The sequence below is a fragment of the Treponema primitia ZAS-2 genome, from assembly GCF_000214375.1.
GTDB lineage: Bacteria > Spirochaetota > Spirochaetia > Treponematales > Breznakiellaceae > Termitinema > Termitinema primitia.
Genome location: NC_015578.1, coordinates 147,596 through 163,542, shown reverse-complemented (window position 1 = coordinate 163,542; position 15,947 = coordinate 147,596). Strand labels below are relative to the sequence as shown.

The 15,947-nt window shown below is 54.2% G+C and carries 11 protein-coding genes and 1 tRNA gene; 7 read left to right on the top strand and 5 right to left on the bottom strand.

Annotation, left to right across the window (positions count from 1 at the left end):
- The first annotated feature begins 57 nt into the window (after nt 1-57).
- Nucleotides 58-1,419, top strand: coding sequence for a M15 family metallopeptidase (locus TREPR_RS00755; protein ID WP_015706356.1), 1,362 nt, complete (start codon nt 58-60; stop codon nt 1,417-1,419).
- A 61-nt stretch (nt 1,420-1,480) separates the two neighbouring features.
- Here TREPR_RS00755 and TREPR_RS00750 read toward each other — a convergent pair.
- Both TREPR_RS00750 and TREPR_RS00745 read right to left on the bottom strand, forming a co-directional pair.
- A tRNA-Met gene (locus TREPR_RS00750) sits at nt 1,481-1,553 on the bottom strand.
- Between the two features lie 57 nt (nt 1,554-1,610).
- A complete protein-coding gene (locus TREPR_RS00745; protein ID WP_015706355.1) occupies nt 1,611-2,273 on the bottom strand; it encodes a PrsW family glutamic-type intramembrane protease in 663 nt (220 codons plus the stop codon).
- Between the two features lie 41 nt (nt 2,274-2,314).
- Between TREPR_RS00745 and TREPR_RS00740 the strand changes: the two genes are divergently transcribed.
- From TREPR_RS00740 to TREPR_RS18715, 3 genes are all read left to right on the top strand, one after another.
- A complete protein-coding gene (locus tag TREPR_RS00740) occupies nt 2,315-2,935 on the top strand; it encodes a shikimate kinase (RefSeq protein ID WP_245534762.1) in 621 nt (206 codons plus the stop codon).
- A gap of 177 nt (nt 2,936-3,112) precedes the next feature.
- A complete protein-coding gene (locus TREPR_RS18720) occupies nt 3,113-4,381 on the top strand; it encodes an ABC transporter substrate-binding protein (RefSeq protein WP_015706353.1) in 1,269 nt (422 codons plus the stop codon).
- Nucleotides 4,382-4,393: 12 nt separating this feature from the next.
- Nucleotides 4,394-5,752, top strand: a complete 1,359-nt coding sequence (locus tag TREPR_RS18715) for an MATE family efflux transporter (protein WP_015706352.1) — start codon at nt 4,394-4,396, stop codon at nt 5,750-5,752.
- A gap of 16 nt (nt 5,753-5,768) precedes the next feature.
- On the opposite strand, the gene metH is transcribed toward TREPR_RS18715, so the two are convergent.
- Entirely contained in the window at nt 5,769-9,500 is a 3,732-nt protein-coding gene (gene metH, locus TREPR_RS00725) for a methionine synthase (RefSeq protein ID WP_015706351.1), read from the bottom strand.
- A 113-nt stretch (nt 9,501-9,613) separates the two neighbouring features.
- On the opposite strand from metH, the gene TREPR_RS00720 reads away from it, so the two are divergent.
- Together TREPR_RS00720 and TREPR_RS00715 are read left to right on the top strand one after the other, a co-directional pair.
- The gene (locus TREPR_RS00720; protein ID WP_015706350.1) at nt 9,614-10,444 is read left to right on the top strand and encodes a formylglycine-generating enzyme family protein; all 831 of its coding nucleotides are present in this window, start codon (nt 9,614-9,616) and stop codon (nt 10,442-10,444) included.
- Between the two features lie 13 nt (nt 10,445-10,457).
- The gene (locus tag TREPR_RS00715) at nt 10,458-12,407 is read left to right on the top strand and encodes a VWA domain-containing protein (protein WP_041610953.1); all 1,950 of its coding nucleotides are present in this window, start codon (nt 10,458-10,460) and stop codon (nt 12,405-12,407) included.
- Between the two features lie 130 nt (nt 12,408-12,537).
- Here the strand turns inward: TREPR_RS00715 and TREPR_RS00710 are convergent, their stop codons facing one another.
- Entirely contained in the window at nt 12,538-14,697 is a 2,160-nt protein-coding gene (locus TREPR_RS00710) for a peptidase U32 family protein (protein ID WP_015706348.1), read from the bottom strand.
- A gap of 130 nt (nt 14,698-14,827) precedes the next feature.
- Here TREPR_RS00710 and TREPR_RS18305 point away from each other — a divergent pair, with 130 nt between their 5' ends.
- Nucleotides 14,828-15,028, top strand: coding sequence for a hypothetical protein (locus tag TREPR_RS18305; RefSeq protein WP_148257200.1), 201 nt, complete (start codon nt 14,828-14,830; stop codon nt 15,026-15,028).
- A gap of 382 nt (nt 15,029-15,410) precedes the next feature.
- Here TREPR_RS18305 and TREPR_RS00700 read toward each other — a convergent pair whose 3' ends face one another.
- On the bottom strand, nt 15,411-15,881 hold the full coding sequence (locus TREPR_RS00700) for a single-stranded DNA-binding protein (RefSeq protein ID WP_015706346.1): 471 nt from the start codon (nt 15,879-15,881) through the stop codon (nt 15,411-15,413).
- Nucleotides 15,882-15,947: the final 66 nt, after the last annotated feature.

The following is a 15,947-nucleotide window of genomic DNA, read 5'->3' as shown; positions in this document are numbered from 1 at the left end:
ATTATTACAAAAAAAGAAGGGTAGAAAACGCACAGAACTATTCGGGGATTGAGTATATTGAAAAAATCGCGGTCCTGTTTCCTTATAGCCTTGATCCTCGGCCTGACCGGGTGCGCCTTGTTCCAAAAAGACGGCGTACTAATAATACCGGACGAAAGGGCAGGGCCTAACCTGGTCATCTATTTTGCCGAGAAAAGCGAAACCCGCCCTGCGGCAGAGGCTATTGCCCGGACAAGCGGAGGGGAACTGTTTGAAATAAGCGGCGGCGCCGGGCGAAAACGCCAAAGGCCCCTGCCTGATCTGTTGGATTACGAGACCTTTTTTGTAGGCGCTTCCCTCACGGCGGGCAAGATTCCTGCGCCCCTGGAGGCTTTTCTTGCGGAAACCGATTTCCTTGACGGCAGGGTCATCCCCTTTTGGACCAGCGGCGACTTTGACGGGGATTTGAACAGTGAGTTTGAAAAACGCCTACATGGGGCGCGCTTCCTTCCCGGCGGAGGGTTTCTGTTTGCCCGGAAGATAAAAACGAAGGAAATTGAGGCCATGGCCGAAACCTGGACTCAGGATATGCTCACGGAACTTGGGTTACGCAGGGCCGCCGGGGGAAACCAGGCCGAGGATATGGTTAAGCTCTTCGCGGCAGCCTACAGCAACCGTTTTAGCCCGGCGGTCTTTCAGGACCGGGACTGGACTCTGGAGATGGACGGGGTCCGCTGGTATTATGCCCAGGGCAGATTCCTCCCCCAGGAAGATGCGTATAGGCCGGAGGATTTTCGCCCCCCATTTTTATACCGGTATACCCCGGAGCCCTCAGGCGGCGAGGCGAGCCCGTGGCAGGACACGGCGAACCGGATCCTTTCCCGGCGGCAATACACCGGTTATGGGCCTAACCGCATAACAGCCAACCCCGGCGCAAAGCGTTCTCCCTTTGTTGAGGCCATCTGGCAAGCCGGGAACAGAACAGAAGCTTACGCTCACCAGCAATGGATCAAATTTCTGGGATGGTCTGTGCAGGTACACCAGGACATCGTGGCGCCCCTGAGCCGGGTGGAAGCGCGTATTCAGGAACTGGCCCAGGACAGCCCTGAAATACAGGGGTGGATAAAAAACCTGGCAAGCATTACCGCCTGGAACTGGAGGAACGTCGCGGGGAGTGAAAGCCGCAGCTTTCATGCCTACGGGGTCGCGGTAGATTTACTGATGAAGGCCCAGGCGGGTATGGAAACCTACTGGCAGTGGACCGCCGCCAAAGGAATTAACTGGCAGACAGTCCCCGCCGAAAAAAGGCAAAACCCGCCCGCCCCGGTAATCCGCGCATTTGAGGAACAGGGCTTTATATGGGGCGGCAGATGGCCGCGCTATGATACCATGCACTTCGAGTACCACCCGGAACTGCTGATCCTGGGAGCCGGCAGGTAGGAGGCGTGGTGATATGGCATTAAATGCAAAAAGAGACGCCTAAAGCGTCTCTTAATTTCTATAGCAGGGCTAGGACTCGAACCTAGGACCTCCGGGTTATGAGCCCGACGAGCTGCCAACTGCTCTACCCTGCGTTAAAGTATGTTTGAATAGTATACTACATTGTATAATAACAAGTCAACTGGTATTTATCAAACAACCGATCCGGAATAACGGATCATTTGCATTGAAGAAAGCAGGGCGGTAAAGGCGATGAGAACCGGAAAAACCACGGGTATCCCCGGACTCACGAGCATAAAGTTGTATATTCCGTGGATGCCCACGGCGTAGAGGAACCGGACCAGGGCAAGAGTCGGGGCGTCGCCCAGATGATAGGTTCCCAGACCGATCCGGATACCGCAGGCTCCGTGCAAGGGGGCGGCGGTAACGGCCCGGATCAGGGCAATGCGGAAATTTCCCACCCCGTACATGGCGGTTTCTATAACCGCAAAGCCCAGCCCCACGATAAGACCCATAAGGGAGCTGAAAGCGGGGGTATAAAACTCCTGGTTTTTACTGATGCGGCGAAAACCCCAAAAAAAGAGGAACAGTACTCCAAAACGGCTGAGTTCCTCGGTCAGGGCAATCTGAATAAAAATCTTGAACAGGAGTATACTTATGGTTGCTTCACCCATCTTGGGGAACAAACTCTGCAAAATAGCGGCTACACCTAAGGAAAGGGCGCCCCCCAGGATGCCCAGAAGGAACCAGGGCAGCTTAATGGGGAAATGGCGGAGGCGTATCCAGAGTAATACCGCCAGAATCGGCAGAGCAGAGAGACCTATTAATAGCAGCAGAACCCAAATACCGTTCATATCTATAGCTTAATGATAATTTATTATATATGGTAAAGTCCATGGAAAAGGGAGCAGTTCCGGGGGTAATTATCATAACCGGACCGAAACATTCAGGAAAAACCAGCGCCGGCCGGGCAGCAGCGGCGATCCTGGGAACCGGGTTTACCGATTTGGATGAGTTCATAGAACAGCTAACCGGGAAGAGCCCCCGGACTCTTTATAAGGAAGGGCCTGAAGTGTTTCGGGCAGCGGAAACCCTGGCCCTGGAAAGGCTTCTCTCCGAGACTGTTTCGGCAGAGGCCCTGGAAGCCAAGGCCGGCCCAAGGGTGGTAGCTGCCGGCGGCGGCCTTATCGACAATCCCGCTGCCCTGGAACTGCTCAGGCGGCCTGGTACTATACCGGTAACGGTTTTCCTGGAACTCAGCGCGGAAACCGCCTGGGACCGGATCAACGCCTCCGCAAAAGCCGAAGGGGAACTGCCCCCCTTCCTCAGTACCGAAAATCCCCGGGAAACCCACGCCGCCCTCCACCAGAGAAGGGGCAGGGCTTATAAGGAGTTTGCCGCTTTCACCATCCAGGCGGATAAAAAAAGCCCCGAAGCAATAGGCCGGGAAATCGCGGCCCTGGCTCTGACGGGATTAGCCGGCCATAGGCAATCAACATACCCCGCTGCAGAGTAACAGGGTATGTTGTTCTGTAAGGTATGGATTGTATGCGGGTTTAATACCCCTATAATTCAAATTTTCATCTGGTTAAAAACGCTCTAAAGCTCCCCCGCACAAGCGGGTGCTTGGGTATTAAACCCGCTTGCGAATGAAGAAAGTTTCTGCTTTAATAACTAAACGGATTTGGGGAAAATGAAACTTACAGAGAACACAAAAAAATTTGATCGTCTGCTGCTGATTCTGGGATTGGTTGTACTGGTGGTGGGCTTTCTTTTTGCCCTGAGTAGTAAAGGCATAACCCTGCAAAAAGACAAGGTCCTGGTATTTACCCAGTGGTGGGATGATGAACTGGAGGAAGGAACCCTTCCCTCCCTGATTGCCGAATTCGAAGCCCAACACCCCGATATCACCATAAAGTTGGATAATCGCTCCTATGAAGAAATCAGGGATGCCCTCCGGACAGGGGAAGACTCCGCTTTGAATGCGAATATTATCGGTTTGGACCCCCTCTGGTTTGATGATCTGATCCGCCGGGAAGTCTTGGAACCCCTGGACGGCTACAGCAAACCTGAAGAAAACTCTGTTACCCCTGATACCGAAAATGGTTACGAAAAATACGGACTCCCTTTAATATCCTTCATCAGCCCCCTCTTCTATAATATTGAATTGCTTCGAGACGCCGGGTTTGACCGGCCCCCTAAAAGCCGGGCAGAATTACTCGCCTGCGCCCGGGCGGTTACGGATAAAGCTTCGGGCAAGTACGGCCTGGCCCTGGCATTGGGATCCGAAAATCCCCTGGGAATTTACCGGGATATTTTTTCCTGGATCTGGGCTTCCGGCCCTTCCCTGATCAGAGAAGGTAAGCCGGACTTTTCTGCTCCGGGTATTACCGGGGCCATGGTATTTCTGAAACAACTACGGGAGGAAGAACTCCTCCTACCGGGAACCTTTACCATGACTGAAACAGAGAAACGGGAAGATTTTATCCGGGGCCGTACAGCTATGATGATAGGCTCAGTGGCGGATATTTATACCCTGCAGGAACGAATGGGAGAAACCTCCTTCGGCATTACCGTTATTCCCGGCGAGTCCCCCCTGGGGGGGAAACCCATCATGGGCTTAACCAGCTGGTACCTCGGCATACCCCGGGGAAGCGCCCGGAAGGATGAAGCCTGGGCTTTCCTGTCCTATCTTCAGGAGCGGGGCTCGTTCATCGCTGAAAAGGCCCATGCGGTACCGGGCAGCAGAAACAGTGTTATTGATTTCAACACTCGGGACCCCCTCTTTGCCAAGGCTTACGATATGTATGCCGCCGGGGAAACTGTTCAGGAATTCGCCGGAGTCTCCGGGGTGGATGAACTTGAAGCCATAGTTCGGGATCAGGTATACGCCCTGTTTGAAAAAGACCAGAGTCCGGAAGAAACAGCAAAGGGCATACAACGGCGTTGGGAAGAGCTATAAGCAAAAACACCTATGCATATTCGGGATCTATTCAAAGATAAACAGTTCTATAAAAGCCTCTTCGTCATTTCAGCGCCCATAATGCTGCAGAACCTGGTTAATGCCTTTGTAAATATGGTTGATACGGTAATGATAGGCCGGCTGGGCGCCACGGAAATTGCCGCCGTGGGACTGGGAAACCAGGTTTTCTTTGTTTTTTCACTCATGCTCTTCGGGATCTGTTCCGGGGGCGCTATTTTTATCGCCCAGTTCTGGGGAAAGCAGGATATTTCGGGGATCAGAAAAAATACCGGCCTCTGTCTCATCCTCAATAGCGCTGTGGCGATCATCTTTACTGTCGCGGTCCTGGTCGATCCTCACCGGATCGTCGGCATATATTCCAGGGACCCTGCGGTGGTTGAGGCCGGCGCCAAGTATCTTCGGACCCTGGCTCCATCATTCATCCCCTTTGGGGTAAGTTTTGTTTTTATCATCACCCTCCGTTCGGTAGAAAAGGTGCGCCTTGCCATGGTCACCACGGTAATTGCCCTGTTAATCAACGTGGTGCTGAACTATTTTTTCATCTTCGGCGTCGGCCCCATCCCGGCCATGGGAGTTACCGGGGCAGCCATTGCCACCGTCATAGCCCGGATCGCAGAAATGATCATCCTGGTAAGCGTCAGCTACGCAAAGCGCTATGCCCCGGCGGGGACTCTCCGGGAACTGACGTCCTTTTCCGCCGGCTTTATCGCCCGTTTCTTCCGCATCACCGCCCCGGTGATAATCAATGAAACCCTTTGGTCCCTGGGTATAACCGTACAGAACATCATCCTGGGCAGAACCCACACCGATGCCATCGCAGCCTTTAATATTACCAACACTTTTTCTCAACTGACCTGGGTTATCTTTATGGGCTTGGGTAACGGAGTAGCGGTACTGATCGGCAAAAAAATAGGCGAAGGGAAAGACACTGCAGCCCGGGACTACGCGGACCGCATAACAATCTTCGCTCCCCTGACGGCCATCGCAGCGGTCTTCATCCTGCTCCCCCTGTCCCGGCTCCTGCCCCTTATTTTTAATGTGAATCCCCAGGTCCTCGCCCATACAAGGGCCATGTTTGTCATTCTTTGCTGCGCCTATCCCTTCAGGGCTTTTAACATGTCCATGGTGGTGGGCATCTGTCGGGCTGGGGGGGATACGGTTTTCTGCGCCATCTACGATCTGATCTTCATGTGGCTGATAACCCTGCCCCTGGCAGCCGCCGCGAGTTTTCTTTTTCACGCCCCGGTGTGGCTCATCTACCTTTGTCTTTGCAGCGAGGAAGTTTTTAAGATGCTCCTGGGGTTCTGGCGGCTTAAATCAGGCCGCTGGCTGCACAATGTTACCGGTTAGGGTCTGAATGCCCCGCCTAAATTCGCCCCAGCCGTCTCCGGGCTTCCTCTGCCTTTATCCCCTTCCGCTTAGCCCAGTCCTGCAGCTGATCATCCCCAACCGGCGCAGCGCTGAAATACCGTGCTTCCGGATTTGAGAAAACCATGCCGCACACCGATGCTGCGGGGATTATCATAGCCGATTCGGTCAGGGTAAGACCGCAGCGTTTCTGCGCTTCCAGCAAATCAAAAGCGATCCGTTTGTCCTGATGGTCCGGGCAAGGAGGATAGCCGAAAGCGGGGCGTATGCCTGAGTACTTCCCCTTGAAGACATCTTCAACAGAAAGAGTTTCTCCTTCCCCATAGCCCCACCATTCCCGGCGTATGCGGAGGTGGACTTCCTCTGCAAAGGCTTCGGCCAGGCTGTCCGCCAGGGTGCCCAGCAGGAGCGCCCCGTAGTCATCGTTGCGGGAACGGAATGCAGCCGCCGCTTCCTCCAGGCCAAAGCCGGCGCTGAGGGCGAAAAGTCCCAGCCAGCCACCACCGGAAACGCCGGGGTTCCCGTCTCCGGAAGAGACGCCAGGATTTCCATCCCTGGGGGAGGCGCCGGGATTTCCCCCACCTGAATGCCCAGACGGCAGAAAATCTGCCAGGCAAAGATTAGCGCCGCCAGCCCGCTTTTTCTCCTGATTCCGCAGGAAAGCGAAGCGTACAGGTTCCGGGCCGGAGCCGTATACCAGCACATCATCCCCATCAGCGCAGGCAGGGAATATCCCTGCGACGCCCCGGAGTTGGAGCAGTTTTTCTGTGCGAACCTGATCCAGAATCTTCCGGGCGTCTTCCAGTAGTTTTTCTTTTGCAACATCCTTTTCAGGGGAATGCTGCTCCCGGTCCAGTTCCCATATACGGAGAAAGCCCTCCCAGTCTATAAAAGGGATAACCCGTTCCAAAGCATAGCCGTTCAGGTCCTGGAGCCCCCGGCTTTTGGGCGCCTGACCGGAGACAGCCTGGGACCCCCGGTTTTTCCGGGCCCCTTCCAGGGAAAGGAGTTCCGTTTTCGCGACTATCCGCTCATGCTGTTCCGCCGCTTCCCTGTAGCGCTGTTCCAGGTCTTTCAGAAAGCGGGGCCGATCGGTTTCAGCAAGCAAGGCCCGGACCGTGCCAGCGGACTGCCCCGCATCACTGACATACACCACGGGGCCGGAATACTCCGGGGCAATACGCAGGGCAGTATGGGCCAGGCTCGTGGTGGCCCCTCCGATGATCAGGGGGATCTTCATCCCCCGCTTTTCCATCTCCCGGGCAGTACGGACCATCTCTTCCAGTGAGGGGGTGATGAGCCCCGAAAGCCCGATGATTTTGGCCCCCTCTTTTTCAGCGGCCGCTAGTATATCCTCCGCCGGAACCATAATTCCCAAATCCAGAACCGTATAGCCATTGCAGCCCAGCACCACACCTACTATATTTTTCCCGATGTCGTGGACATCCCCCTTCACCGTGGCCAGCAGAATCTTTTCGTTCCCCGCAGTATCGGTGTTCCCGCTTGCAAGGCGCTCCCGTTCCATGAAAGGCTCCAGGACCGCCACCGCCTTCTTCATCACCCGGGCGCTGCGGATCACCTGGGGGAGGAACATCTTCCCTTCCCCAAAAAGGCGACTCACTTCGCCCATACCCCTCATCAGGGGGCCCTCCACCAGTTCCAGGGGACGGGCGTAGCGGGGCCGCAGTTCTAATACGTCACCTTCAATATAGTCATCGATGCCCTTAACCATAGCGTGGACCACCCGCTCTTCCACATCCAGGGAACGCCAGGACGCGCTTTTAGCAGCTGTCCCGGCACCCTGCCCCTCCCCGGCGTCCTTCAGGGCCACCGCTATGGACAGGAGCCGGTCCACCGCATCGGGGCTCTTGCAGAGAAGCAGCGATTCTACCGCATCCCGCAGGCCGCTTTCCAGGTTCTCATAAGGGACCAAAGCACCGGGGTTGACGATGGCCATGGAAAGTCCCGCTTTTATTCCATGTTTCAGGAATACTGCGTGCATGGCCTCCCGCACCGTATCATTGCCCCGGAAACTGAAGGACAGGTTGGTGACGCCACCGGATATCTGGGCCCCAGGGCAGTTTGCGGTGATCCATTCACAGGCGTGGATAAAATCCAGTGCGTAGCGATCGTGTTCAGGGATGCCGGTGGCCACAGAAAGTATGTTAGGGTCAAAGACGATGTCTTCAGGGGGAAAGCCGTCCCCTGTCAAAAGATCGTAGCTCCGTTTGGCAATTTCGATTTTCCGTTCATACCCCGCAGCCTGGCCCTGCTCGTCAAAGAGCATCACCACCACTGCGGCCCCATAGCGCCGGGCAAGCCTGGCTTTGCGGAGCAATTCGCCGTCCCCTTCCTTGAGGCTGAGGGAATTCACCAGCCCCTTCCCCTGGAGGAGCTTCAGCCCCGTTTCAATCACCTCCCAGCGGGAGCTGTCCACCACGATCGGCAGCCGGGCAATGTCGGGGTCCGCCAAGGCCAAATTGAGGAAGCGGGTCATGCAAGCCTTGGCGTCCAGGAAGGGATCGTCCATGCCCACGTTTATCAGGGAGGCCCCCTGTTCTATCATTTCCCGGACCAGCCCTAAAGCTTCGCCGTAGTTTTCGTCTTTAATCAGTTTCAGGAATTTGCGGCACCCCGCAACGTTGGTACGCTCCCCGATCTTGGTGAGCCCCCCGTCACGGCTTACCCGCAGGGGCTCAAGCCCCGCAAAGACCGTCCCCTTTCGCGGCGCTTGCACAGGCAGAGGCCGTGGACCGTAGTTCTTCGCCTTGGCAGCTATGGCGGCGATATGGTCCGGGGTAGAGCCGCAGCAGCCCCCGATGATGTTCACCAGCCCTTCCTTCAGGTACTCTTCCACAACCGCAGCCATGGTTTCCGGGGTTTCGTCGTATTCCCCGAAACGATTGGGCAGCCCCGCATTGGGGTGGGCGCTGACAAAGCAGGGTACCAGTGCGGCCAGTTCCTGAACATGCTTTTTCAGAGATCCCGCCCCAAAGGAGCAGTTGAGCCCCATGGACCAGGGCTTGGCGTGGAGCACCGAAACGCAGAAAGCCTCCAGGGTCTGCCCCGCCAGAATCCGCCCGGAAACATCCGCCACGGTGGCGGAAATCATCAGAGGCACATCGATATTCCGTTCTTCAAAAAGCCGGGAAATAGCGAAAATCGCCGCCTTGGCATTGAGGGTATCGTAGATGGTCTCCACCATCAAAATATCCACCCCCCCGTCCAGGAGCCCCCGGGCGTTATCGTAGTAAGCCGCCTCCAGCTCGTCCCAGGTAACGCTCCGTTTCCCCGGATCGTTCATATCCGGGGAAATGCTGGCGCTCTTGGCGGCCCCTCCCAGGATACCCGCCACAAACCGGGGGACTCCCGGAGTAGAAAATTTGTCCGCCTGTTTCCGGGCAATTTCTGCGGAGGCCCGGCTGATTTCCCAGGCCAGGTGGTCCAGACCATAATCAGCCAGAGAAACCGCGGTGGCATTGAAACTACAGGTCTCAATAATATCCGCCCCGGCCTTAAGATAAGCCTCGTGGATGGAACTGATAATATCCGGCTTGGTCAGGCAGAGCACATCGTTACATCCCAGGATGGACGTGGGATGGTCCTCGAACTTACCGCCCCGGAATTCCGTTTCAGTCAGTTTATACCGCTGGATCATGGTGCCCATGGCCCCGTCCAGGACGAGGATCCGCCGCGACGCTATATCTGTAAGTTGTTCCCGAATAGTCATTTCTGGATCATAGCAAAAAAAACCTTCACTGGGCAGTAGTTTCTGCCGAAATTTGACATTGAGACTGTCTAAAAATATACTTTATGGTATTATTCGTTTAAAGGATTATAGGAATGAAAAGACCAATCCGGCTATTGTCCCTTTTTGTATTTATCAGCCTCTCTCTGGGCTCCGCACGGATAGGCGCTCAAAGCATTCAGGCGGATATACTCCTTGATTTTGTAAAAATTGAGGGTGGTTTCTTTTTTATGGGAAGCCCGGCCCGGGAAGTTTCCCGGCAAAAGGATGAAGCCCAGCACCAGGTAATGGTCGGCGCCTTTTATATGGCTAAAAACGAGGTTACCCAGCGGGAATATGAGCAGATAATGCGGACAAATCCCAGCCAATTCTCCGGCGCCAGCCTGCCGGTGGAACAGGTTAGCTGGTTTGACGCCGTTTCCTACTGCAACGCCCGGAGCATCATTGAGGGGCTTACCCCGGCCTACGTCATCCGGGAGGTGGAAATACTCTGGGATCACAATGCCAACGGGTACCGATTGCCCACGGAGGCGGAATGGGAATACGCCTGCCGGGCCGGAGGGACCACGGTCTTTCACTCGGGCAATAATATAACCGCCTTTCAGGCGAATTTTGACGGAAACTACCCCTATAACAAAAGTGCAAAAAGCCGCTACCGGGCACGAACCACCACGGTGAGGAGTTATGCGCCCAATGCTTGGGGTTTATACGATATGCACGGCAATGTTTATGAATGGTGTTGGGATCAATACAAACCCTACGAAAACACCTCGGCGCTCGACGGCTCCCTGAAAAACCCCGCGGTCATACGGGGGGGCAGTTGGACCAGCGAGGCACGGTTCCTACGCTCCGCCAACCGGGTAGCAATGGATCACACCGCAAAAACTAACTATATCGGTTTCCGGGTTGTACGTTCAGCATTATAACATGGAGGAAATCATGTTCCCCAATAAAGTAAAAAGTTTACTCCTGGGCCTGCTGCTCTGCATCATCCCGGGCGTTTTATTTGCCGAAGGATTCGCCGAGAGCTCCTCCCAGCAAGCCCGCAGCAGGTATATCGCAAATAATGGCGTCATCCTGGCCCCGGAGGATATCTTCGTTGATTCCTACCTTGCCTCCTATAATTATGGCTACCCGGAACCGGAAACCGATGTGGGGGTCAATATCTACAATACCTTAAACCGCCCGGATTCTTCATCCCGAAACCACCTGGGGCGGGAGGGCATTATCCAGGTAGGGCTTCAGGGCAAGACCTGGGGCTTCTCGGAACTGCCCCCCCTGAACCTGGTACTGGTGGTTGACACATCCATCTCCATGAACGAGGACAATAAGCTCTACTGGTTCAAGGCGTCCATGGGGAATTTTATCAAGAAAATCCGAAGCGTGGATTCACTCTCCCTGGTAAGCTTTAACAATACCGCCCGGGTGGCTTTTGAACCCACCCTGATGGATTCCCTCCAGAAACGCCGACTCTTTCTTGAGGCGGTGGATAAACTGTATCCCCAGGGCATCACCAACCTGGAAGCGGGCATCACCCTGGGCTACGAACAGATCATCCCCAACTTCCGGGAAAATTCCATAAACCAGGTGCTTCTTTTCTCTGACGGGGACGAATTCTCCACCCGGCTTTCCATGGCAAAAGCCCACACCGGGGATATCCGCATTTCCCTGATGTGGAACAACCGGAACGATCTGGACCTCTATGTGGTAACCCCCCGTGGTGAGGTAGTCAATTTTAAAAACCCCAGGGATTCCTCAGGCGGCTGGATGGACGTGGACCGGAATATGTACGGAGAAACCGAACGGCCCATGGAAAGTATTTTCTGGGCCGAAAATACCGCCGTATTTGGAAACTACCGGGTGTACGTACAAAACTATGCCATCAACGAGCCCCGGGATTATCCCACCCCCTTCCAGGTAGAAATAAAGAACGGCAGGGAATACCTCTATTTTGAGGGCGCCGTGTCCGGTTCCGGACGCAGCAGCCAAACCGAAGTCTGTTCCTTTGAATATACCGGCGCCGATACCCTGGACCAAATTTACCAACTGGTGGAACTCCGCAAACAGCAGGGAGTTTCCATTTCCACCCTGGGCCTGGGCAGCAATTTTGACGAAGAACTCCTGCGGACCCTGGCGGAATACGGCCAGGGTGCTTCCCGTTCCCTGCCCAATATAGATGTGATGAACGGTGTCCTGAACACGGACCGGGAATTCCAACGCATTATGGTAACCGCTGCGGAAAACCTGGAACTGGAACTAGAATTTACCCCGGGCATCGAAATACTCGAAGTCCTGGGATTTCAGCGCCGCATAGAAAAGAACCGGGTCATCTGCCGCATTCCCAGCCTCCACCAGGGAGACTATAAAACCCTGTTTGTCCGGTACCGGATCCCCCCGCAAAACCAGGGGCTCCAGGTTGCCGCCGTCCAGGTCCGCAATCAACAGGAACGAAAACCGATCATCGTACCGGAGATAGGCCTCTACACCGATGGGAACACCACCCCAGACCTGCCCAGCGGCTTTAACCGGGTCATAGTCCTGACGGATCAGACCAACGACTTTGCAGCCAGGATGCTCCTTCATTCAAGGGCAGTGCTGAATTTCGCGGAAACCATTCGGGAAGTTGGAAACCACTACTACAATAATGCGGGGGATCTAACCCGGCTGGAAACAGCCCTCAGGCTCGACCATGAGGCATCCCGGATACTGGAAACCACCAAACGGAGCTTGCAGTACGATAACGCCTATTACCCGGAACTGGGTATCCTGGCAAAGTACGCCGAACTGCTCAATGACCGCATTGGGGAAAACCGACGCTCCTTTATGAATGAAAGCCGCTCCCGGATGTTCTATGAAGACGGCGGATCTTTCTCCCGGATGACCCAGTAGGGAGCCGGATAACTGCTTCAGATCGCACCCTTCGCTGGTGCGCGGATTGAAACTCATTCGGCCTTCTGAACAAATCAAACAGCGGCCGGTCGCGAGTGCGCGGATTGAAACATAAATTCTACTACTACGCCTATCCCTTGTTGTCCGTCACACCCTTCGCGGGTGAAGCATCCTGGGTAAAAAACCCGTCCTTCCAGTTAAACCGGACGATATTGGGCAGGGGAGCAGCGTTTTTAACGGCGTCCATAATGTCCTTATAGTCCTTTTTCTTCAAAGGATGGCCGGAAAAGTCCAGGATGAACCGGCGAAACCCCGCTTCCTGAAGGAAGGGAATCTTGTCGATGATGGAAAAGGGCTTTTCCGGGTAGACCCGGGAACCATCCCGCTCGCTGATAAGCCGGAACCGCTCATCCCTGCCATCCTGAAAACTCCCGAAAGGATAAATCGATCCCAGGTCCGCCCGTATACGGAACAGCGCCGGGTAGGCAAAGACTGTGATAAAAGTCTGAGCCCTCCTGCCGGTCTCAATAGTCCGCTCCCAGTTCTGCCGGTTGTTTTCCAGTGGGGAAATCAGCGACTCCGCCCCCAGGGCGGTGATAAACGCGGCGGACCAGCGGTTAAAGGCGTAAAGGGAAGGCCCGGCAATAAGCCTGACCCCCTCCATATCCCGAAAAAGAGAAAAATGCCCCGGATTATTCACCACAAATTCCCGGTACCCCCGTTCGACAAGCAGAGGGATTTCCTCAGTCAGCGCCCGGTCCATACCCTGGGGAAAATAGGGATCCAGGGACAGAATAAGTTCCCCACTTCTAAAAGGCAGGGGCGGCATATTTTCCCCCAAAAGGTAAGCGGCGACTTTGCGGTTATACTCCAGTATAACCCGCAAAGGCCGCACCGACTGGATAATAAAAAGGTCCTCGATCCGGGAAGTCATCCCGTAAATGCCGTCGGGAAAAGCGTTTGTCTCTTTTTTCTTCTGTGCGGGCAAACTGATCTCCGGGGCCCTATCCCGGCCGGGCATACGGCGGCAGGAATCCAGGTTCCCGGGTATAACCTGGGGATAGCGCCTGGACATAGCCCTGGTCTGGATGAGGTAAACCGAATCTCCCATATCAAACCCCTCAGGGATGGAAATCCACCGGTTCGGCGTATGTCCGTTACGGCCACCCGGTCCTGGCCCGGCCCCACCAGGGTTCCGCTCAGCCGGCTCATCCTCCGCCAGGGTCAGCTTATGAGACTTGCGATCCGAATCGTCCGCACGGTGGAACCTGACCGAATCCCCCACCCCGGGCATAACCGGCCCACTGGGAATAAGTCCCTGGCGCTCGCCATCACCGCCCCGTACCCTGAGTATGGTTCCCAGGGCTATACCCGTACCCCCATCCTGGGCTGGGTTGAGCAAAGTCTCCGGTTCCACCCCGCCTGAAATATAAAACTGAGTTTTTCCCCGGGCAAAGTCGTTGCGGAGCATGGCCAGCCCCTCCTGCATACTCCCTTCCCGGTCCCCCTCAAGCCCGTCAATGACCCGACGGTAGGCAGACACCACGGCGCCCACGTACTCGGCACTCTTCATCCGCCCCTCGATTTTGAAGGAATTGACCCCCGCTTCCACCAGGGAAGGCACTTGTTCCAGGAGCTGCAAATCCCCGGGGCTGAAGTAGTAGCCCTTTTCATCCTCATGCTGATAGAGCCGCCGGCAAGCCTGGGTACACATACCCCGGTTGGCGGACTTGCCCCCCAGATAACTGGAAAAAAGGCACAGCCCGGAAGCGCTGACGCAAAGGGCCCCGTGGACAAAAACTTCCAGGGCCATGTTGGTAGTATCCCGAATCTCACGGATTTCCTCCAGGGAAAGCTCCCTGGCCAATACCACCCGGGAAAACCCATTCCGGGAAAGGATATTCGCCCCCCGGGCGGAGGCAATATTCATCTGGGTAGAAGCGTGGAGCTTGAGTTTGGGGAAATGCTCCCGGACCATCTTAACAATCCCGAAATCCTGGACGATGATACCGTCCGGCCCCAGGCCATCCAGGTACTTCAATAACTGGTAGACCCTGTCCGCCTCCCGCTGTTCAAAAACCGTATTAACCGTTACATAGACCCGGCGGTTCATCCGGTGCACCGTCCGCAGCAGCCCCTCAAACTGGGAATAGGCGAAATTAGCGCTCCTGATCCGGGCGTTGAAGTTTTTCAGCCCCAGGTAAACCGCATCCGCCCCTTCGCCAATGGCGGCGTCTAGGGCTTCCGGTGAGCCCGCGGGTGCTAAAAGCTCTACTTTAGGTGTTACCATTTTTGGCCTAACTTAATGTTCATTGGGACAGTATAGCCTGAAAGGAGAGCTTGGAATATATGCGGGTTAAAGGGAAAACCTACGTATTGACAAAATACTTTAAATTGTCAAGGATGGTAAAAAACAAAGGTTGAATGAAGAACAAGTTTTAAGAGCTTATTCTCTATTCGAAACTATACCCATGCGGACAGTATTAAATACCGCTTTGAAGGAAGAAGTATTTATTACCAGAAAAGACGGAAGCAAATTTAAAATAATATCTGTTAATAAAAAGGATAAAAATTCGCCGTTAGATATCGAAGGAATAAATACAGATATTTCAACAAAATAAATTATTGAAATAATAAGGGAATGCCGGGAAGGACCGGATTATTTTAAACAGAAATATAAATAAGCAAACAGAGAGAGTAATCGGTAACAGACGTCAAGTATTGATTTATATACTTGATGAGATTCATCTGTACTTTAAAAGTCACCCTGTGCAAATACACCTTACAATTCCCCTTACAGAATAAAACTACGGTTAAACATAACAAGCTTTTGTAAAGCATGTCACGCGTTCAAATGCCCGTTTGTTCATTTTGTGAACAACTTTCAATGGGGGTAATACTGCGAACAAAAAACAGGGGGCCTCGGTAACACCTTGGCCCCCTGTAGGGGGAATTATGCGACACTTATAGATATGTTAATTTTTCTCTATATCATCACCTCCTTTAAAAAGTCACTGCCAGTTCTTCAATATCTTCCGCCGTCATTCCGTCTTCAGGCATGGGAGATATATCCTCGAAAGCCTCGCCGGCCATATCTGCAGAGGCGGCTGTTTCCGCAGGGTTTTCCTCACCGGAACCATCCCGTTTAAATTCAGGACGGAATTCCACGTGTTCCGCCACTATGGCTATTCGTGAACGTTGTTTTCCATCGGTCCCATTCCACCGATCCTGTTTCAGCCTCCCCACTACCCGGACGCCCCGGCCTTTATGCCCCAGGTTATAGCAGGCATCCGCTAATTTTGCCCAGCTTTCTACGTCAAAAAAGCTGACCTCCTTTTCAAATCCTCCTTCCTGTTTGTAGAAACGGTTAGAGGCAAGGCTAAAGGTACAAAGCGATGTCCCTTTCTGAGTGGAACGGAGCAGGGGATCCCGAACCAGGTTGCCTTCGATAATGATGGAATTGAGGTTATTCATAGTAACCCTCCAAAAATGATTGTTCCGGTGATAATCAGAACCACCGGTCATGGGGTTTATTGGACT

What these genes read in the sequence shown, in the direction of transcription:
- TREPR_RS00745 (WP_015706355.1), bottom strand. Translation starts at nt 2,273, where the DNA reads ATGAACGGTATTTGGGTTCTGCTGCTATTAATAGGTCTCTCTGCTCTG.
- TREPR_RS00720 (WP_015706350.1), top strand. Translation starts at nt 9,614, where the DNA reads ATGAAAAGACCAATCCGGCTATTGTCCCTTTTTGTATTTATCAGCCTC.
- TREPR_RS00700 (WP_015706346.1), bottom strand. Translation starts at nt 15,881, where the DNA reads ATGAATAACCTCAATTCCATCATTATCGAAGGCAACCTGGTTCGGGAT.
- metH (WP_015706351.1), bottom strand. Translation starts at nt 9,500, where the DNA reads ATGACTATTCGGGAACAACTTACAGATATAGCGTCGCGGCGGATCCTC.
- TREPR_RS18715 (WP_015706352.1), top strand. Translation starts at nt 4,394, where the DNA reads ATGCATATTCGGGATCTATTCAAAGATAAACAGTTCTATAAAAGCCTC.
- TREPR_RS18720 (WP_015706353.1), top strand. Translation starts at nt 3,113, where the DNA reads ATGAAACTTACAGAGAACACAAAAAAATTTGATCGTCTGCTGCTGATT.
- TREPR_RS00710 (WP_015706348.1), bottom strand. Translation starts at nt 14,697, where the DNA reads ATGGTAACACCTAAAGTAGAGCTTTTAGCACCCGCGGGCTCACCGGAA.
- TREPR_RS00740 (WP_245534762.1), top strand. Translation starts at nt 2,315, where the DNA reads ATGGAAAAGGGAGCAGTTCCGGGGGTAATTATCATAACCGGACCGAAA.
- TREPR_RS00715 (WP_041610953.1), top strand. Translation starts at nt 10,458, where the DNA reads ATGTTCCCCAATAAAGTAAAAAGTTTACTCCTGGGCCTGCTGCTCTGC.